The 19195-nt window shown below is 60.2% G+C and carries 19 protein-coding genes and 1 pseudogene; 7 read left to right on the top strand and 13 right to left on the bottom strand.

Translation table 11 applies throughout. From position 1 onward, the window contains the following. Positions 1 to 7: 7 nt before the first annotated feature. Positions 8 to 457, bottom strand: coding sequence for a YcgN family cysteine cluster protein (locus tag EIY71_RS20900; protein WP_064594159.1), 450 nt, complete (start codon positions 455 to 457; stop codon positions 8 to 10). 280 nt (positions 458 to 737) lie between these two features. Here EIY71_RS20900 and EIY71_RS20895 point away from each other — a divergent pair, with 280 nt between their 5' ends. After that, entirely contained in the window at positions 738 to 1331 is a 594-nt protein-coding gene (locus tag EIY71_RS20895) for a nitroreductase family protein (RefSeq protein WP_085747207.1), read from the top strand. Between the two features lie 144 nt (positions 1332 to 1475). On the opposite strand, the gene EIY71_RS20890 is transcribed toward EIY71_RS20895, so the two are convergent. From EIY71_RS20890 to EIY71_RS20875, 4 genes are all read right to left on the bottom strand, one after another. Then, complete coding sequence (locus tag EIY71_RS20890) at positions 1476 to 2408, bottom strand: D-2-hydroxyacid dehydrogenase (RefSeq protein ID WP_102685977.1); 933 nt, start codon at positions 2406 to 2408, stop codon at positions 1476 to 1478. A gap of 106 nt (positions 2409 to 2514) precedes the next feature. Further along, positions 2515 to 2808 (bottom strand): YcgL domain-containing protein, encoded by a 294-nt coding sequence (locus EIY71_RS20885; RefSeq protein ID WP_039772642.1) that lies wholly within the window; start codon positions 2806 to 2808, stop codon positions 2515 to 2517. Continuing rightward, positions 2805 to 3938, bottom strand: coding sequence for a ribonuclease D (gene rnd, locus EIY71_RS20880; protein ID WP_007958043.1), 1134 nt, complete (start codon positions 3936 to 3938; stop codon positions 2805 to 2807). The genes EIY71_RS20885 and rnd overlap by 4 nt, the downstream gene beginning before the upstream one ends. A gap of 130 nt (positions 3939 to 4068) precedes the next feature. Then, positions 4069 to 5718, bottom strand: coding sequence for a phosphoethanolamine transferase (locus EIY71_RS20875; RefSeq protein ID WP_134022971.1), 1650 nt, complete (start codon positions 5716 to 5718; stop codon positions 4069 to 4071). A 297-nt stretch (positions 5719 to 6015) separates the two neighbouring features. On the opposite strand from EIY71_RS20875, the gene EIY71_RS20870 reads away from it, so the two are divergent. Together EIY71_RS20870 and EIY71_RS20865 are read left to right on the top strand one after the other, a co-directional pair. Beyond that, positions 6016 to 7200: a cyanate transporter gene (locus tag EIY71_RS20870; RefSeq protein ID WP_134022969.1), complete on the top strand. Its 1185-nt coding sequence runs from the start codon at positions 6016 to 6018 to the stop codon at positions 7198 to 7200. Positions 7201 to 7409: 209 nt separating this feature from the next. Continuing rightward, complete coding sequence (locus EIY71_RS20865) at positions 7410 to 8345, top strand: LysR family transcriptional regulator (RefSeq protein ID WP_085747210.1); 936 nt, start codon at positions 7410 to 7412, stop codon at positions 8343 to 8345. A gap of 3 nt (positions 8346 to 8348) precedes the next feature. Here EIY71_RS20865 and EIY71_RS20860 read toward each other — a convergent pair whose 3' ends face one another. The 6 genes from EIY71_RS20860 to EIY71_RS20835 all read right to left on the bottom strand — a co-directional run bounded on the left by EIY71_RS20860 (position 8349) and on the right by EIY71_RS20835 (position 13929). After that, positions 8349 to 8714, bottom strand: coding sequence for a 5-carboxymethyl-2-hydroxymuconate Delta-isomerase (locus EIY71_RS20860; RefSeq protein WP_085683117.1), 366 nt, complete (start codon positions 8712 to 8714; stop codon positions 8349 to 8351). Between the two features lie 57 nt (positions 8715 to 8771). After that, positions 8772 to 9698, bottom strand: coding sequence for a LysR substrate-binding domain-containing protein (locus EIY71_RS20855; RefSeq protein ID WP_045121852.1), 927 nt, complete (start codon positions 9696 to 9698; stop codon positions 8772 to 8774). 72 nt (positions 9699 to 9770) lie between these two features. After that, entirely contained in the window at positions 9771 to 11867 is a 2097-nt protein-coding gene (locus EIY71_RS20850; RefSeq protein ID WP_134022967.1) for a DUF6311 domain-containing protein, read from the bottom strand. Next, on the bottom strand, positions 11864 to 12250 hold the full coding sequence (locus tag EIY71_RS20845; RefSeq protein WP_085747212.1) for a GtrA family protein: 387 nt from the start codon (positions 12248 to 12250) through the stop codon (positions 11864 to 11866). The genes EIY71_RS20850 and EIY71_RS20845 overlap by 4 nt, the downstream gene beginning before the upstream one ends. Further along, positions 12247 to 12957, bottom strand: a complete 711-nt coding sequence (locus EIY71_RS20840) for a bifunctional 2-polyprenyl-6-hydroxyphenol methylase/3-demethylubiquinol 3-O-methyltransferase UbiG (protein ID WP_134022965.1) — start codon at positions 12955 to 12957, stop codon at positions 12247 to 12249. Before EIY71_RS20840 ends, EIY71_RS20845 begins: the two co-directional genes overlap by 4 nt. Positions 12958 to 12960: 3 nt before the next feature. Beyond that, entirely contained in the window at positions 12961 to 13929 is a 969-nt protein-coding gene (locus EIY71_RS20835) for a glycosyltransferase family 2 protein (RefSeq protein WP_129972851.1), read from the bottom strand. Between the two features lie 277 nt (positions 13930 to 14206). Here EIY71_RS20835 and EIY71_RS20830 point away from each other — a divergent pair, with 277 nt between their 5' ends. Beyond that, complete coding sequence (locus EIY71_RS20830) at positions 14207 to 14398, top strand: DUF1508 domain-containing protein (protein WP_129972852.1); 192 nt, start codon at positions 14207 to 14209, stop codon at positions 14396 to 14398. A 59-nt stretch (positions 14399 to 14457) separates the two neighbouring features. On the opposite strand, the gene ppk2 is transcribed toward EIY71_RS20830, so the two are convergent. Beyond that, on the bottom strand, positions 14458 to 15282 hold the full coding sequence (ppk2, locus tag EIY71_RS20825; protein ID WP_129972853.1) for a polyphosphate kinase 2: 825 nt from the start codon (positions 15280 to 15282) through the stop codon (positions 14458 to 14460). Positions 15283 to 15539: 257 nt separating this feature from the next. Between ppk2 and EIY71_RS20820 the strand changes: the two genes are divergently transcribed. Both EIY71_RS20820 and EIY71_RS20815 read left to right on the top strand, forming a co-directional pair. Beyond that, a complete protein-coding gene (locus EIY71_RS20820; RefSeq protein ID WP_134022963.1) occupies positions 15540 to 16940 on the top strand; it encodes a DUF3300 domain-containing protein in 1401 nt (466 codons plus the stop codon). Then, on the top strand, positions 16937 to 17833 hold the full coding sequence (locus EIY71_RS20815) for a DUF2950 domain-containing protein (RefSeq protein WP_134022961.1): 897 nt from the start codon (positions 16937 to 16939) through the stop codon (positions 17831 to 17833). The genes EIY71_RS20820 and EIY71_RS20815 overlap by 4 nt, the downstream gene beginning before the upstream one ends. 53 nt (positions 17834 to 17886) lie before the next feature. Here EIY71_RS20815 and EIY71_RS20810 read toward each other — a convergent pair. Continuing rightward, a pseudogene (locus EIY71_RS20810) lies at positions 17887 to 18096 on the bottom strand (type II toxin-antitoxin system HicB family antitoxin); the annotation flags it as partial. A 485-nt stretch (positions 18097 to 18581) separates the two neighbouring features. On the opposite strand from EIY71_RS20810, the gene EIY71_RS20805 reads away from it, so the two are divergent. Next, entirely contained in the window at positions 18582 to 18872 is a 291-nt protein-coding gene (locus EIY71_RS20805; protein ID WP_134022957.1) for a DUF3077 domain-containing protein, read from the top strand. Positions 18873 to 19195: the final 323 nt, after the last annotated feature.

The following is a 19195-nucleotide window of genomic DNA, read 5'->3' as shown; positions in this document are numbered from 1 at the left end:
TCAATCGTTAACCTGCGCGGAAAATCAGGTGATCTTCCCAGTCGTCTTCCGGCACGCTGCCTTCGGCGAGCATGCGCCCGGACTGGGAAATCCGTTCGTGGTGCACCGCGTCGCGATCACCGCAGACCAAGTGATGCCACAACGGCAGATCCTTGCCTTCGCTGACCAACCGATAACCGCAGGTCGGCGGCAGCCATTTGAATTCTTCAGCCTGGCCCGGGGTGAGCTGGATGCAGTCCGGGACAAACTGCATGCGGTTCGGGTAATCGCTGCACTGACAGGTTTTCAGGTCCAGCAGTTTGCAGGCGATGCGCGTGTAATAGACGCTGTTGTCTTCTTCATCCTCGAGCTTCTGCAGGCAGCACAGGCCACAACCGTCGCACAGCGATTCCCATTCCTCGTGATCGAGTTGATCGAGGGTTTTGCGTATCCAGAACGGTTCGACTTTGGCGGCCATGGCTCAAGCATCAACATCAGGTGGTGAAAAGGCCGCCAGTCTAGTGCCCAAGGCCCCGTGGGCCAAGCGCTGGCGACTGCCGGTTGTGCGGGGGCTTGTCAGTTTTTGCGCGGCCAAGTAGCTTTGCCGGTCTCACCAGGCCTTTGCCGGATGCCATTAACGCTCGACCACGTTGCATCCGGTGAACTGCTGGCTTGCGCCACAACCCCATCGTTCAGCCCAACTGATCTCGCCGGGTTTCGCTTCCAACCTGTCCTCAAACGTAGCAAGGAATCTTTCGATGAGTGCCAACCCTCGCGTTGCCGAATACGCCATTCACCCGCAGTTCACCGATCGCTGGTCGCCCCGCGCCTTCACCGGCGAAGCGATTTCCGAGGAAACCCTGCTGAGCTTCTTCGAAGCCGCGCGCTGGGCGCCGTCGGCGTACAACTCGCAGCCGTGGCGTTTTCTCTACGCCCGTCGCGATACGCCGAACTGGGAGCGTTACCTGGGCCTGCTCAATGAGTTCAACCGCAGCTGGGCCCAGCACGCGTCGGCGCTGGTGATCGTGATTTCGAAAACCACCTTCACCGCACCGGGCGCGACCGAAGAAACGCCTGCGCTGTGGCACACCTTCGACACCGGTTCCGCGTGGGGCCATCTGGCGCTGCAAGCGAGCCTGAGCGGCTGGCACACCCACGGCATGGCCGGTTTTGATCAGGAGCTGACCCGCAAGGAGCTGAACATTCCGCAAGGTTATGCGCTGCATGCCGCCATTGCGGTGGGCAAGCTGGGTGACAAGGCAACCCTGGCGGATTACCTGCAAGCACGGGAAACGCCGAGCCCGCGTCGCCCGCTGAGCGAACTGGCGGCTGAAGGCGATTTCACCCTCTAAGCCACACCCGTGATCGCCGCTGATTTATCGTTCCCACGCTCCGCGTGGGAATGCAGCCCGTGACGCTCCGCGTCACTGGACGCGGAGCGTCCCTTGAGGCATTCCCACGCGGAGCGTGGGAACGATCTCTCACGATCTTCGTAGTCAGTAACCGCGTGCGAAATCCACTTCCCCGCGCAACGCCTCTCCCGCCTGATACGCCCGCAAGTTATCCAGAAACAACTGCACCATCATCGGTGGCGATGTCGGCGCCGAGCTGTGCCCGGTCAGCAGCAAGCCCCATGCGGTCCAGAACGGATGCCGTTGCGGCAGCGGTTCCTGACGGCAAACGTCGATCACCGCGCCGGCCAGATGGCCTTCCTTCAACGCTTCGACCAGATCCGCATCGACCACCGCCACACCGCGCCCGGCGTTGATGAACAAACCGGTCGGTTTGAATTGCTTGAACAGCGCCGCGTCGTAGATATCGTGGGTGTGCTCGGTGTTGGGCAGCAGGTTGACCACGTAATCCGCTTCGCCCACCAGCCGCGGCAAGTCCGCCATCGAACCGACTTCGACAAACGGCGCCTGCTCGCGGGCGCTGCTGGCGACGCCGTACAACTCGACGCCGAACGGCAGCAGGAACTGCGCCACGCTCTGGCCGATGTCACCGGTGCCGACGATCAACACCTTGCGTCCGACCAGACTCTGGCCGGTGCGGTTGTCCCACTTGCGCTCGACCTGGCTGACCAGCCGCGCCAGCACTTCGCGCTCGTGACCAAGCATGTAAGTCAGCACGTATTCAGCCATCACCTGACCGAAAATGCCGACCGCCCGGGTCAGGCGGTAATCCCGGCGCAGGCCGTCGGCCAGCAGCGGCGTGATGCCGGCCCAGGTCGATTGCAGCCATTGTGGCTGGTGGCCCTGACGCAACAGGGTCGCCAGCAGATCCGGCTGGCCCAGCCACACCGGGCAATCGACGGCCTGGCGGGCCAGTTCGGCGGAGTCGCCGCTGGTCAGCACTTCAAGCTCCGGAGCCGCCTGACGCAGCAGTCGGGCGTATATCGCGTGGTCGTGTTCAGCAATCAGAACGCGCATCTTCAAACCTTTCGCAAACCGTGCAGGCGGCCGCCAACTTCGTGGCAGCCGTCGCCGTAAAAACCGTTCCAGGGGTTACAAGAGGCCCAGGACAGGGCCTCGCGGATCAGACCGGGTCGTTGCGTCGCAGCAACTCTTCGGGCAAGTGCTCGATGTACTCTTCCTCGGCCGGTGGCATTTGCAGGTGATAGCCCTGCTTTTCGAGGTTTTCCAGGACCACGGCAATGTCTTCGCTGGCCAGCTTGCGCTCGGGGGTCAGCACCAGATCGAAGGAATGCCTGGCCTTGCCGAACGCCGCCATCAGGCCTTCCGGCACACGCTCCAGCGCATCGCTCTTGAGCACGTACAGGTACATGCCGCTTTTCTTCGAACTTTGATAAATGGAACAAATACGTTTCAAGGCTGTTCTCCGGCGGTGGCCAGGCTGTCGAGCAGCTTCTGGCCCATCAACTCGCGGCGCCAGCCACGCAGCGAATCAGGCAATTGGTAAGGGCCCTCGGGGAAGCCGCTTTTGACCAGTGCTTCGAGGGTTTTCTTGCGCAGCATCAGTTCCGGCGCGATGCCCAGACGTTCAGCTTCGGCCTGACCGAGCGCCCGCAGCTGTTTGATCAGCGCGGCGGCTTCGATCGGCAACGGCTCCGGCACGGCTGGCGGCCATTGATCAGGCCCCACACTGCCAGAACGCTTGATCAGATCAAGCAGAAACTCGCCGTCCTGACGCACGGTACGCGGGTGCATGTCTTCGATCTTGCCCAGCGCGCTGAGGTTGTCCGGTTGGGTCCGGGCCAGCGGCCACAGCGAGTGTTCACGGACGATGCGGTTGCGCGGCAAGTCGCGGGCGCGGGCTTCGCGTTCACGCCAGGCACACAGCTCACGCAGCACGGCCAGTTGGGCGCGGGACAGTTTCCACGCCAGTTTGGCCTCGCGATACACCTCGTACGGATCGGTTTCGCGGCGCAGGTTGGCGACCAGTTCGGCGCCGTCCTCCAGCACCCAGGCGAATTTGTCGTCGGACAGTTTCGGACGCAGTTGTACGAAAACCTCCGCCAGATGCACGGCGTCTTCGGCGGCATAGCTGATTTGCGTGTCAGACAACGGACGCTGCAACCAGTCGGAACGGGTTTCGCCCTTCGGCAGTTCGATGCCGAGCACTTCCTGCACCAGACGCGAATAACCCATCGAGAACCCGAGGTTCAGATAGGCAGCGGCCAGTTGCGTGTCGAACAGCGGCGCCGGCAGGCTGCCGGTCAGGCGCAGCAGGACTTCGAGGTCTTCGCTGCAGGCGTGCAGGACTTTGAGCACCGCCGGGTTTTCCAGCAACGCGGCCAAGGGTTGCCAGGCGTTGATGGTCAGCGGGTCGATCAGGTAGGCGCGTTTGCCGTCGCCGACCTGCAACAGACCGGCAATCGGGTAGAAGGTGTCGACCCGCATGAATTCGGTGTCGAGGGCAACGAACGGCAGCTGCTGCCACTCGGCGCAAAACTGCGCGAGGCTATCGTTGTCGCGAATCCAGTGAATATCGATGGCCACACGGCTCTCCCTTCAAGAATGGCGCGCAGTATATATCGCCACCGGCGCTTTCCGCGCCTCTACAGGGCAAGAGCTTGATGAAATCTCCTGCCTGAGGGAAAGAATAGTCTTACAGAGTGAGTCTGCCGGCTCAGTCCTTGGCCAGCACCCCGTCGATCACCGCCCCCCGGCAGCCGGCAAACATGTCCAGATCCGGCTGGTAGACCTTGCTCTGCACTTCCAGCAGACCGAGCATCGAGTGAAACAGGTTGTCCTGACTCAATGGCTTGTCGCGGCTCATTTGCAGGCAATGGGTGTCGACCGAGTAGGACTTCTGATAGCTGTCGGAGAACCACGCCAGCATCGCCACGTGTTTCTGCTGCTCCGGCGCCAGCATGTACGGCGTGCCGTGGAGGAACAGGTTGTATTCGCCCAGGGATTCGCCGTGGTCGGACAGGTACAGCATGGCTGTATCGACCTTGTCCTGATTGCTGCGCAGCACATCGATCAGGCTCGACAGCACATGGTCGGTGTACACCAGCGTGTTATCGTAGCCGTTGACGATGCTTTCGCGGCTGCAATTGTTCAGCGCGTTGCTTTCACACACCGGGGTGAAGCGCTCGTATTCCTTCGGATAGCGCTTGAAGTATTCCGGGCCGTGGCTGCCCATCTGGTGCAGGACCAGCACGGTGTCCTTGTCCAGGTGATCGATGAAGCTTTGCAGGCCCTGCAACAGGATTTCGTCGCGGCATTCGCTGTTGGCGCACAGCGCCGGGTCTTTCAGATTGCTGACATCCTGCAGGGTGACGCGATCGCAGGTGCCCTTGCAGCCGGACTGGTTGTCGCGCCAGACCACGTCGATCCCGGCACGTTTGAGCACGTCCAGCAGCCCTTCCTCATTCTTCGCCTTGCTGGCGTCGTAATCCTTGCGGCCCATGTTGGAGAACATGCACGGCACCGACACGGCGGTTTCCGTGCCGCAGGAATGCACGTCGGTGAAAGCGATCAGGCCGGCTTCCTTGTCCAGTTTCGGCGTGGTGTCGCGGCCATAACCGAGGATGCCGAAGTTTTCCGCCCGGGCACTCTCCCCCACCACCAGCACCGTCAGGGATTTGCGCGGATGGTTCTGCACGGCGGCGTTGCGCTGGGCGTCTTCGCCGATTGTGACGAACGGTTGCTGCACCGAGGCCACCTGCTCACGCAGATAACCGGCCGAGGCGCCAATGTAGTTGCTCGGCACCAGCATCAAGCGAATTTCGTGGTGATTGCGAAACAGCGACGACAGCCCTTGATAATTGGCCAGCGCCACGCCGCCAATGACTGCAACCGACGCGACACTCACCACAACTTTACTTAATAACTCGCGATGCCAGCGACGATAATTGACTGGAACTTTCCACAACAACCAGGACGGCAAGACACCCAGAAAAACGATATAAGCCAGCAACTTCAAAGACAGCAGATCGCGCACTTCAGTGGCATTGGTTTCGGCAAAGTTGCGAAACATGCCGGCATCGATCATTACACCGTATTGGCTCATGAAATAAGCCACGCCAGCGCTGACCATAAACAACAACGTCAACACGGGTTTCAACACGGGTCGAAACGCCAGCAACGTCAGCACGATGTTGTACGCCGCGAAGATCATCACCCCGAACGCAATGCGCATGGCAATGCCTTTGCCGTCCGCAGCGGTGATATCGAACAGGTGCTGCCAGAGAACGAAATTGAATCCGGTCAAAAGAAAGGCGCTGGCAAACAACGTCACCCATTCCGGGCGCACGGCTTTTAACTTGAGCATGGCGAGGGGCTATTTCCTTGAAAGAAGTGCCGTCGTCAATTGTGAAAATTTCATTGACTCAGACCACACAAACTTTAAGCACGCAACCATCAATTTTTTGTGAAAAAGAAGCCAACGATTAGTTGGCCCATGAAATAACCATGAAACTTTTGGAGTATTTGAGAATGGTTCAGCTGTGGTTCAGTCGCAGGCGACGAGGTGCCGTATCGATTTTCTCGATAGCGACCCTGACTTTCTGATTTGCCGCCCCGCTCGCCTGCCCGCCTAATCGACCGCCTACGGTTCAAAGGTCTGAAGATGGAAAACGTTCGCGCCACCGCCCGCCCCGCTGTCTGGCTGATGCTCGGCATCATCCTGGTCGCCCTCAACCTGCGCCCGTCGATGGCGGCAGTCGGGCCCTTGCTCTCGGCCATTCGCGGCGATATGGCGCTCAGTTTCAGTCTCGCAGCGTTGCTGACCCTGCTGCCGGTGATGGCGATGGGGCTGGCGATGTTCTTCGGCATGGCGGTCAGCCAGCGCCTCGGTGAACAGCGCACGGTGCTGCTGTCGTTGTTGATCATCGGCGTGGCGACGCTCTCACGGCTGTTTCTCGACTCGGCAGGCGGATTGATCGCCAGCGCCATACTGGCCGGGATCGGCATTGCACTGATCCAGGCCTTGATGCCCGCGCTGATCAAATCGCGGTTTCCCGACAATGTGGCGCTGTGCATGGGCCTTTACGTCACCTCGATCATGGGCGGCGCGGCGCTGGCCGCTTCGTTCGCACCGTGGGTGCTGATGCAGACCGGCAACTGGCGGGTGGGGCTGGCGGTCTGGGCGGTTTTGACACTGCTCGCCATTCCTGTGTGGTGGGCAACCCGCGCCACGTCAACGGACACCATCCGGACCGTCGTCAGAAAAGAATCCTTCTTCACGAATTCCCGCGCCTGGCTGCTCGCGATCTTCTTCGGTCTCGGCACCGCGTCCTACACCTGCGTGCTCGCCTGGCTGGCGCCGTACTACGTGGAAAAGGGCTGGAGCGAACAAAACGCCGGCCTGATGCTGGGTTTTCTGACGGCCATGGAGGTGATTTCCGGGCTGGTGGTGCCGGCCATTGCCAATCGCAGCCGTGACCGACGTCTGGTGCTTGGCGCCCTGCTCGGCCTGATCATCGCCGGATTCCTTGGCCTGATTCTCAGCCCGCAGCATCTGAGCCTGTTGTGGCCCTGCCTGCTCGGACTCGGCATCGGCGGGCTGTTCCCGATGAGCCTGATCGTGTCCCTCGATCACCTCGACGAACCACAACGTGCCGGCGGATTGACCGCATTCGTACAAGGGATCGGCTACCTGATTGCCGGGTTCTCGCCACTCATGGCCGGCATCGTTCGAGATCGACTGGGCAGCTTCGAGTGGGCCTGGTGGTCCCTGACAGCAGTGATGGCGCTCATGCTGCTGATGGTGCTGCGCTTCAACCCACGGCATTACGCCCGGCACATGGGCTGATCAAGCGAATGGCAGGCCGACCCGTCTGGATAAAGGCTTCTGGCCACCTTTTCCGGGTTTGATGGTGTACGTCGTGTTACTAAAACTTTCTGTCCCACAACTGACCGTGAAAAGTCCTACAGGGCTTTGTCCTGGCACCATCGTTCCGTTACGATCATGCGCACACGTTTGCGCGGATTCGGCGCAAGGAGCACAGCGAGACAGAACGGATGCTGAACAGTAACTTGCTTAGAAAGCTCGACATGCAGGATCTCATGGTGTTTGTCGCCGTGTATGAGCAAAGCAGCGTCACCGACGTGTCGGAGGCGCTGTTCGTCAGCCAGTCCACCGTCAGTTACTGCCTGAAAAAACTGCGCACCAGCTTCGAAGACGAATTGTTCGTCAACACCCGCACGGGCATGCGCCCGACCTACAAGGCCAGCAGCATGTACGGCCATGTGCAGAAAATCCTCGAAAGCATCAACCTCTGCCACGCCGGCGCTCCGACCTTCGACCCGATGGCGCAACCGGTGACCTTCAACATCTGCGCCCCGGAATACTTCGAGCAACTGATCCTGCCACGGATGTTGAAGCGCTTTGACTTCGATGACTTGCCGGTGATGGTCAACATGCACAAGTTCGAAACCGACGTGCCGGTCGAAGAATTGCGCGATGGCAGTCTCGATCTGGTGATCTGCTTCGGCCCGCACTTCCATCGCAGCCACGCCGACCTGAAATCAAGGATGTTGCTGGAAGATGACCTGGTCTGCGTCTTCGACAAACGCGCCACGCCGCTGGAGCCGCGCCTGAGCCTGCAAGCCTTCACCGAACGCCGGCATGTGTTCCCGACGCCGTGGACGTCGACCACCAACATGGTCGATGGCTGGCTGGCGCGGCAGGCGCAGAAACGCCAGATCGTCGCCCGCTCCAACAGTTACAGCGCAGCGTTGAAGATGATCACCGGCACCGATTTCATCCTGACCCTGCCCCGGCGGATCCAGCGTTTGCTGACCAACGACGCCGTGTTCAATCACTGCGAGGCGCCGAACGGCTTGCCGGGTTTCACCCTTGACATGCAGTGGTGCCACAACGTCGATCAGGACAGCGCCAACCTCTGGCTGCGCGAGCAGGTCATCAAGACCTGCGCGGAGCTGGAGGCAGCCTGAGTCCTACACGCCGATGGCGACTTTGCTGTAGGACTCGCGGTCGATATCGAGCAGTTCCACGCTCAACTGCACTTCGACACCGACCGGCCATTCGCACAGGTCCTGCAGTACCGCCAACAGGTTTTGCGAGAGTTGTTTCTTGATCTCCGGGGAACGACCGCTGAGCAGCGCCAGCCTCACCGCGACAAAGGCGCGCTCGTTCATGGCGGTGCCGACCTTGAAGGTTTCAACCTTGAGCGCACGGCTCTTGATATCGAACTCCGCCGCGAACTGACCGGAACCCACCAGCGTGTTATTGAGCCGGATCAACGCCACATCGGCGTTCAGTTGCGGCAGGTTGGCGGTGTATTCCAGGTGCAGGTGTGGCATCTCGGTGCTCCAGTTGTTCGGCGGAAAGGTCGTACATATAACACAGCGACGCCTGACTCACGCCAGCGACGACATCACCGGGCGCTCGCTCATGAACTGCTCCAGCCGCGAGCGCAGCCAGCGCTCGGCCGGGTCGCTGTCGACGTGGCTGAGCCAGACCATCGACAGGTCGAGGGTCGGGGTCTTGAACGGAAACGGCTCCTTGAACAAGAACCCGGAAGCGGCCATGGCGTCGGCGGTGTAATCCGGCAGGCTGGCGATCAGATCGGTGCCGGCCAGCAGCGCCGGCAACGAACTGTACTGCGGCACCGACAGGACCACCTGACGGGTGCGACCGATGTCCGCCAGCCATTCATCGGCGTAGCCACTGACATTGGCAGTGTGGGAAACCAGCACATGGGGTCGTGCGCAATATTCGTCGAGGGTCAGCGGCGTGTCGGACTTGTCGGCACGCAGGATGCTCGGTTGGATGTGTCGCAATAGCTTGCGTTTGGCATTGGCCGGCAAGCCGCGGGTCTGGCTGATGCCGACGGTGATGTCGCCCGCCGCCAGAAGATCGGGAATCCGCCAGTAATCGACGTGTTGCACCACGAATACCACGCTCGGTGCTTCCTGGCGCAAGGCGCGCAACAGCGGCGGTAAAAGACCGAATTCGACGTCATCCGACAGACCGATGCGAAAGGTCATGGTGCTGACGGCGGGATCGAAATCCCGGGTCAGGCTGAGCGCCACCGACAGCGAGTCGAGCGCGGGTTTCAGGTGGCGATAAATGTCTTCGGCGCGGGCGGTCGGCTCCATGCGATGGCCGACGCGAATGAACAACGGATCGTTAAGCATGGTGCGCAGACGGTTGAGCGCCGAACTGATGGTCGGCTGGCCGAGAAACAGCTTCTCGGCGGCCCGGGTCACGTTGCGTTCGAGCATCAAGGTCTCGAACACCACCATCAGGTTGATGTCGGCCTTGCGTAATTCATTGCGGTTCATCCATTGCCCCCCGATCCCCAGATTGCGGCAGTGTAGAAAGGCCGCGGGGGCGGCGTCCATCGAAACGGCGTGTCATTGCACCGTCAACGTCTTCAGCCCCAGGCCCATGATCCGCGAATCGTCGTTGATACCCAGCTGTCGGGGGCTGACGGCATCCGGCAAGTGCAATTCGATATCGACCCGGCCATCGTTCCCGAGGCGCTGGCTGAGCTGGGCGCTGATCGGGATTTCCAGGCGATTGCCTTGAAACTGCGTCAAACGGGTCTCCAGTACCTGTTGGTCATTCAGGCTGACGATCACCCGCTGGCCGGGGTGCCCAGGCGAGATGAACGCCAGCGCGTCGATCACGATCGAACGCGCCGGCGGCTGCACCCGCAATTGGATTTTCGCCTGTCGCCCTTCTGTCCACGTCCCCCAGTTTTCCGGCTTCGACCAGCCGCTGGCCAGTTGTCGATTGCGATAATTGAAGGTCAGTGTTTGCCCTGGACGAGTGAGGGGCGTGAGCAAAATCTGCCGCCCTTCATCGGGCACCTGCAGGCACTCACTGCAGCGCTTCCAGCCCGGCGCCAGCACCGCCACCCCGTCCACGCGCGTCAGCAGATCGGTTTCACTGTTGATGCTCCGTGCGGCATCGACCAGAGCATCGTCGTCCAGCAGGTACAAAGAGTCAGCGTCGTATTGCCCCGAATCGAGCATCGCGCGTGCTTTCTGCTGTGCTTGCGCCAGCGCCGAAGTGCTCATGCGTCCCAGATACACTGCATCGGTTTTCATCCCGTGGGTCGCTGCGAAACCGGCGATCATCTGCCAGCGATCGCTCTGATTCTGCGGCATCAGGCTGCGCACATTGGCGTAACGCTCAGCAGCACTGGCCCAGAAGGGATCAGTCATCGGACTGGTCCAGTACGATGACGGGGTCAGCATTTTCCCCTGCCTGATGCCCATCCAGCCGCCGTGGGTGTCGGCCACCTGGATCAACAGCGCGACCGCAAGCAAACCGATGGCGATGCGTGGCCGGTAACCGCGTACCACTAGAAAAATCATGGTCAGGACGCAGGCATACAACACCGGCCAGAACATCCGACCCGAGGCACGAAAAATACTGGCCAAGGCGATGATTCGATCGGGTAGCGGATACTCGAACGTCAACGAGCCTATGCCTATTCGGTTCGACAGCGCGAACAGCCATAAACCGAGCATGGCCACCAGCAGCCATGGACGAGCACGCAATTCATCGTTCAAGAGTCGCCGGTTTCGCAGCCAGGCAAAAAAAGCCGGCGGCACCAGCAACAGAACACCCAGGCCGAAGTAGTTGAAACCTTCGTAATCCCCCTCCTCTTTCGGCAGACCGGGAAGGAGACGGGACCAGCCTGCCGGGTCGGCGGGCGACAGCAGATTCATCCGGTACAAACCAAAACCACTGGCTGCCGCGCCATCGGCAATGCTGAAGTAACCGGCCTGCCAGCAGCACACACTCACCAAGGCGAAAAGCACGCCGCCCTCGATCAGCCCTTGCCCCCGGGTCAATGACCGACTGAATGTCTTGCCCAGCAGGTCCGCCAGCCAGATCAGCGCAACCATGGCCAGCAGGTAGGCGTGCACCCAGGCCGTCACCGCCAGCAACGTGCCCCACGCCAGGCGACGACGTTGCAGATCCGGCAGCAACACCAGGTACAGCGCCGCCAGAATCAGGAAATGGCCCGCCAGGGAAAGGTGCCCCACCAGGCGAAAAAACATCACCGGCGAAAACGCCAGCAACCCTGCACCCAGAAGGCGAATCACGGGGTGGGGCGTCATCAGCCCCAGCAGTTTCCAGCCAAACCAGGCTTGCAGGACACAACAGGTCAGCAGCCACAAACCAAAATACTGGAAGGTCTCCGGCAACCAGCCACTGAACGGCTTGAACAACAGCGCCAGCAGTGGGTTGGAGTCGGAAAAAATGATTGCGCTGCCCAGTTCCAGGCCGTAAGACGGATTGAGCCCGAGCGGAAATGTCCAGGGCGCATGCCGGAAAAACGCCCAGCCCAGATAATGCGTGGCCGGATCGCCCTGCTCCAGCCAGCCAATGTTTTGCGGGTTCAGCGCTTGCGGTCCGACCACCAGAAAAAACACCAGAACACCCAAGAACAATGGCAGCAGGGAAAGTGCCGGGTGCTCCCGTGAATCCGTCATCGATATGTCCAGAAGTTGTGCAGTACAAAGGTGAATGCCGGAATCGTCAGCGCCACGGCAACGATTCCGGCGAGATAGTGCAGCCCGGCCATCTGCGCCGCCCAGGCCACGAACATCGCCAACAGAAAGCCGCCCGCCGAAACCAGCATGAAACGCAGCAGGGTTTTGCCGTGCAGTCGGGCAGAAAAACTCCAGGTGGTGTTGATCACATAGGACACCACCGTCGCCACGATAAAGGCCACGCCGTTCGCCAGAGGCGGCTGGTGGCTGACGAAATTGATGAACAGCACCGCCACCAGCGCATGCAGCGCGGTGACGAACAGACCGGTCACGGCGAAACGCAGACCGCGCTGGATCAACGGGGACTTTTCGGCGGCCGTCACGGTTTGCGCGCCAGCACGAACACGCTCAAACCGGCGAGGCGATTCATGCCCATCAACGGCAGCTCGAGACTGCACAGGGTTTTCAGCAGCGTATTGACCAGCGGATGATGTTTTTTCAGCTGCGAACGCGGTGCCGAACCCCGAGCGCCGCCGGGTATCAGGCGCGACGCCAGCGCAATCGGGAACACCGCTCCGAAGTAATAAGCGCCCCGCTCTACCGCCAATCCGGCCTTACCCGCCAGAGCCTCGAATTGCCCCAGGGTATAGCGACGTTTGTGTTCGAGAAAATCATCATGCCCGCTCCACATGAACTGGAACGCCGGCACGGTCATCAAAAAACGGCTGCCGGACGGCACTTTGTCGACGTAGGACTTGAGCAGGCCGAGGTCGTCATCGACGTGTTCCAGCACATCCATCAGTAACACCAGATCAGCGTCCACGCTGTCGATCGAGCGACGGTAATGCACGGGTTTGCCGGCAGTGGTGGCGCTCGAGTCGGCCGGGTAACTGATGTCCACGCACCACGCTTCGCGCGCCGCCGTGTGGGTCAATAAATGGTGGGAAAAGAAGCCTGAACCGGCACCGACATCGAGGATTCGCTTGATCGGCGCTTCACCCAGCAAGCGCCGGGTCGCAGCCGCTTTGGAGCAGTAATACCAATGCTGGCCGATGCTGTCGCCGAGGATGTCGGTTTCCTTGAGGTCCATCGGTCAGTCCTTGGGATCGTAAACGCGGCGCACCAGAAAGACCGGTCGGCGCTTGGCTTCAATGTAAGTGCGCCCCAGGTATTCACCGAGTACGCCAATGCCGATCAGTTGCAGGCCACCGAGGAATGTCACGGCCACCATCAGCGACGCATAACCCGGCAGATCGACACCGTACAGTAGCGTGCGCACCACGATGAACATGGCAAAGGCGAACGACACCAGCGACACCATCGCTCCCAGATATGTCCAGATCCGCAGCGGTTCGGTGCTGAAACTGGTGATGCCTTCCAGCGCAAAATTCCACAGTCGCCAGCCATTGAACTTGGTCTGCCCCGCCGCCCGCTCCGGGCGCTCGTATTCGACTTGCGTGGTGCGGAAACCGACCCAGGCGAACAGGCCCTTCATGAAACGCCGCGATTCCGGCAAGGTGAGCAATGCATCGACCACACAGCGATCCATCAAGCGAAAATCGCCGACATTCTCCGGCAACGGCTGATCGGCAATCCGGTTGTGCAGGCGATAGAACCAGTTGGCGGAGGTCTGCTTGGCCCAGGTGTCGTTGCGCCGGCTGAGACGATGCCCCAGCACCACTTCGAAGCCTTCTCGCCAACGCTCGATCATCTGCAAGATCACCTCGGGAGGGTCCTGCAGATCGACATCGATCGGCACCACGATCTGCCCGGTGGCGATCTGCAAACCGGCGGACAGCGCCGCTTCCTTGCCGAAATTGCGGCTCAGATCAACGATGCGGATGCGTGAATCGCTCTGCTGGCAGTTCAGGAGACGCTCCAGCGTCGTATCGGAACTGCCGTCGTTGACGAACACCAGTTCCAGGTTGATTAGCGCCTCTTGCTCGAATACGTGACGAATGCGCAGGAGGAAGCCGTCGAGGCTGTCCTCTTCGTTGAACACGGGAACCACCAGCGACAACTTCACCGGGCCCGCGTGCTGCGTTCCATTCGAGTGGGTCAATGGACTGCTCTTTTTTTATAGTGATTGTCGGTCGCCGAACGCTGTTCGACGCCATGAGCCGCACCGTATTAAGCAGCAGCCCGAAATGTCATGCAAGGGTGAAACGACGGCGTTCCGGCCAATCCGGAGGGCGATCCCTGCGCTCTGGCCCGCGCCTTCCAGAAACATTCACGAACGATTGGAAACAAATCCCCGATAGCCAAAAAACCGCGCTCCGCTAGGCTTGCGTCGAGGCGTCACACAGGTTGTCGCACATAAATCGCATGGAGCGAACTGAATGTATTTCGAGATTTACAGGCAATCCAAGGGCACCCCGAGCACCGGCAAGGGCCAATGGCGCTGGCGGCTACGGGCAGGCAACCACGAGACGGTCGCCAGTGGCGAATCGTATGTGAACAAGGCGGATTGTCTGCATGTGATCGAGTTGATCAAGGGTGTGCAGGAAGAGACCCCGGTCAAGGAGATCTGAGGACTGTCCAGGACGCCGGGCTGCCTGAGTTGGCAGCTCCGGCGACTTCTGAAGTTGCTTCAGAACCTTTCGGGAATGTGCCTGAAGGGATAATCCGACTCTTTGTATCCCCCCGGTTTCTGCCGCTTGGGCAAAGTCACCTTCTCTCGCGGCACTTCTTTGTAGGGAATGCGACTGAGTAGGTCGGAGATGATATTGAGCCGCGCCCGACGCTTGTCGTTCGAGTTGGCCACCAGCCACGGTGCGTAATCGGTGTCGGTCGCTTCGATCATGTCGTCCCGCGCCCGGGAGTAGTCATACCAGCGGCTGTAGGACTTGAGATCCATCGGCGACAGTTTCCAGATCTTGCGCCCGTCGACAATGCGCGCCTCCAGGCGCCGGGTCTGTTCTTCCTGGCTGACATTCAGCCAGTACTTGAGCAGGATCACCCCCGAACCGACAACTGCGCGCTCCACCAGCGGCACGGTCTTGAGAAACTTGTCGACCTGTTTGTCCGTGCAAAAGCCCATCACCCGCTCGACGCCGGCGCGGTTGTACCAACTGCGGTCGAAGATCACCACTTCGCCGGCCGCCGGCAAATGTGGCAGATAACGCTGCATATACATCTGGCTCTTCTCTCGATCGGTCGGGGCCGGCAACGCGATGACGCGAAAGACCCGCGGGCTGACCCGTTCGGTGAGCGCCTTGATGGTACCGCCCTTGCCCGCACCGTCACGGCCTTCGAAGATGATGCAGATCTTGATGCCTTCGGCCTTTACCCATTCCTGCATTTTCACCAGTTCGATATGCAAACGGCGCAGCTCGGCAAGGTAGTCCTTGTTCGACAGTTTTGTATGTTCGTCAGTTTTTTCTCGGGGCGAGTCTTTCTTCTTTCCCTTTGCCATGACCAGACCTCTCGGGTTGGAACGACAGCCAGGCTCGTTGGCAATGCATGACCTGGAACCGGAAAGTTTAGTCATTTATCGCAAAACGCAAGGAAACGTGCAGTAAGTCACAGACAACGTGCTTATTTCGAAAAAGCCTGTGCAGTTTTTGACGGAACGCCAATCGCCAACCATCCTCCTTCACGGCGCAGCGTCCGATGTTGGCCGTTGATGCCTCGCGTGTTGCAAACCTGCCATTTGGATGTGGGGAAAAGGTCATGCACAGTTCGCTCTTGCGTGCCGCGTCGCTCCTGCTCGCCTTGAGCGTTGCACCGCTCTTGTTGCAGGCCGCCGATGCGCCTGCGGCCCCGGCAGCTGCCAGCGCTGCGACCAAAGATGCCGTGTTTACCACGGAACAGCTCGATCAGATGCTCGCGTCGATTGCCCTGTATCCCGATCCACTGCTCGCTCAAGTGCTGATGGCCACCACCTATCCGGGAGAAGTCGCCGAAGCCGCAGCCTGGTCCAAGGCCCATCCGGACGCCAAGGGCGATGACGCAGTCAAGCGAGTAGCCAGCCAGACGTGGGATCCGAGCGTGCAGGCGTTGGTGGCGTTTCCGCAGGTTTTGGCGACACTGGGGCAGGATCCGGTCTGGGTGCAACGTCTGGGGGATGCCTTTCTGGCTCAGCCTGACGAACTCATGGCGGGCGTTCAGCGTTTGCGGCGTCAGGCTCAGGCGGCGGGCAATCTGCAGAGCAATCAATATCAGAATGTGACCGTGCAGAACGTAACGCCGCCCATCTCTGCCGGGACAACCAAACCGGCCGACAACACGACCATCATCATTCAGCCCGCCGATCCGCAGGTGGTCTACGTCCCGACCTATAACCCGACGACCACTTACGGCACCTGGCCTTATCCGGCCTCGCCGCCGGTGTATTACCCGCCGCCGCCCGCTTACTACCCGGGTCAGGCACTGGTGGCAGGATTGGCTTTCGGTACGGGCGTGGCGGTCGTCGCGTCGTTGTGGGGCGACTGCGACTGGGGCAATAACGACATCGACATCGATGTGAACCGTTACAACAATATCAACGGCAATAACCGCATCACCAACAACCAGAACAAGTGGCAGCACAACACCGTGCATCGCGATGGCGTGCCCTATCGTGACAACCGCAGCCGCGCCCGGTATGGCCGGCAGCTGGACGGTGCGGCTCAGCGTGACGCCTATCGCGGCGACAACGCGCAGCGGGCGCAGGCTCGGGAACGGGCGCGCAGTTCGATGGACAGGGCCGGTTTCGAACGCCCCGCCACCAGCAATCGGGAAGCCCGCAATCAAGTCCGCGAAGCGCAATCTGCCAATGCCGGCAACCGGATGCAGGGCGGTGCGGACAGACCCAGAGCCGCCGACCGCGCTCAAGCCAACACGCGGGAGGCGCGCCAGCCGGGCGTTAATCAACGTGACAACCGTGCGTCCCAGGCCCGACCTGCAGCGGGTAGTGCACGGAACAACGCTTTCGCTGGCGCGCGCTCCCCGTCGCAGACCCGAGTCCAGGCTGATCGCGGCCGGGCCAGCCAGATTTCCGCGCAACGTCCCAACACCTCCCGCGCCGCCGGACATCAGATCAGCCGGCCATCCGGCGGGGGCATGCGTCAGAGAGGAGGTGGCCGCCGATGAACATTCATTCTCTGGTCAGGAGCTGCCTGACCCTCGCTGCCGGCCTCGCATTCTCGACCTTCGTCTCGGCCCAGCAAGTATTTCCAACCCCAGAAAAAGCCGCTGACGCCTTCGTCGAAGCCCTCGGTACGCAACACGCCGACCAAAAACGCCTGACCGAACTGCTGGGCGAGGAATGGCACAGCTTCATTCCCCGTGAAGGCGTGCAGCGCAGCGATGTCGATGCCTTCCTGCAGCAATACCGCGAACAGCACACCCTGGAAAAGATTGGCGAAAGCAAAGCAGTGCTCTCCGTCGGGCCCGATCACTGGACGCTGCCCATCCCGCTCATCAAAGACAAAACCGGCTGGCGCTTCGACATGAAAGCCGCGCAGGTCGAAATCCGTGCCCGCCGCATCGGCCGTAACGAACTGGCGGCAGTGCAATCGGCGCTGGCCTACCACGACGCGCAAATGGACTACGCCTCGGAAGACCGCGACGGCGACGGCGCCCTCGAATACGCACAGAAAATCTTCAGCTCCCCCGGCAAACACGACGGCCTCTATTGGCCAGAAGACGACAGCGGCCAGATCAGCCCCCTCGGCCCCGCCTTTGGCCAGGCCATCAACGACGAAGACTGGCACGGCTACCACTTCCGCATCCTCGACGCCCAAGGCCCGTCAGCCCCGGGCGGCGCCTATAGCTATCTGATTGGAGACAAGATGAGCCGCGGATTCGCCTTGATCGCCTGGCCTGCGAAGTATGCCGACACCGGGGTGATGAGCTTCATGATCAGCCATGAGGGCCAGGTGTTTCAGAAGGACCTCGGGCCGGATGGAGAGAAAGTGGCGAAGGCGATGAAGCGGTTTGATCCGGATGATAGTTGGGAGGTGGTGGATTTGGGGCAGAAGTAGTTGGGGTAGCGAATTGCGTTGGATCGGAAACGAAAAAGCCCCGTAGCTTCTCAGCTACGGGGCTTTCGTTTATTCGCCCCAAGTCGGGCGCAGGTTTCCAGATAGTCTGTGACGGCTTCTTCAAATGACTTGCGGAGTTCGTTGATCGACTCGCCATGAAACCCCACGACATCCCTTATTCCCGCGATATGACCGATAAACAGACCATCCTCGTCGCTGTACTCAACGCGGGCGCTGAAGCCGTTGTAGCCCATCACGTTCATAGGGTATTTCCTCGTCGCTATCGGGTTTGAGCATCACGCCGACAAGAATAATCAGGTGACTCAAAACGAGCTTGTAGGCAGAATCCGCGAGTTGCGTGTGAATGGGCTGTAGCGGTGCACAACGGCCGGTTGCTGCCTTGTTGGCCTTTCTTTCGGCGGGATATTCTCAAGACGTCGCTGCCTATTCAGCGGCCGGGCTTGGTAACCCGACGGAATAAGGCGCACCAGCGTCCCCATACAATTACGGCCGATATTCGTCTGTAATTGTGTTTTATGGCGGCTGTGCGTGGGACGGCTTCGGCCGTGCCGGTTTCCTTGATTCTCCGGTTTACCAACCCGCGCATAGCTGCCACCCCATTCGCTTGGTATCGGATGCGGCAGCTCAAAAATCAAGGGAATTGAAAAATGCACACCAGCAACCGATTACGAAAGCCTCCCCTCGCCGCTTTACCTCTCTTCATGTCGAGCACATACGGAGGTGAAGAATGACTGACAAAACAGAAGAAAAAACTGTCGGCTCCACACCGTTTCTCTACTGCTCGGACAATCCACTATTCAGCGTTTGCGCTGGCGTTCCCATTAGCGAAGCGTTGTCACAAGCCTCCGACCTGTTGGCCCTTGCAAAAGCGCTTGCAGAGGATGCAGCGTTTATTCGAGAAACCGATCGATATGCCTGGGCTGCGCATTTCCTGACGGAGATGGGTAAGGCGCTTGTTGATGATGTGATGAAGGTGGTTTCGCCGAGGTCTGCGAAAACGCTGAGAACGGAAAAATAACGATTACTTCCCTGATCGGTCATCCAGCAAAAAACGAAAAAGCCCCGCTGCGGCTCAGCTACGGGGCTTTCAAAAGCAATGACATGGAAAGAGAAGGAAACCATCCCTGACGCCAGAGTCAAAATCAATACGTCCCCATTTCCCTACACACTGCTTGCTTCTCTAGTGCTTGAAGGCTTGGGAACGCTGAGGGCGGCCCGGTGGCAAAATGCCAATAGGATAAACTGGTTGCATCACCCCTAGGACGCCCAGCATGAAGACACCCTCGGACCTCAAGGTTCTCAGCATCATCTACAAGCTGTACTACGAAGAGTTCACGAATC

The organism is Pseudomonas sp. CH235 (assembly GCF_004368175.1).
Classification (GTDB): Bacteria; Pseudomonadota; Gammaproteobacteria; order Pseudomonadales; family Pseudomonadaceae; genus Aquipseudomonas; species Aquipseudomonas paraglycinae.
This window is presented reverse-complemented; position numbering and strand designations above follow the sequence as displayed.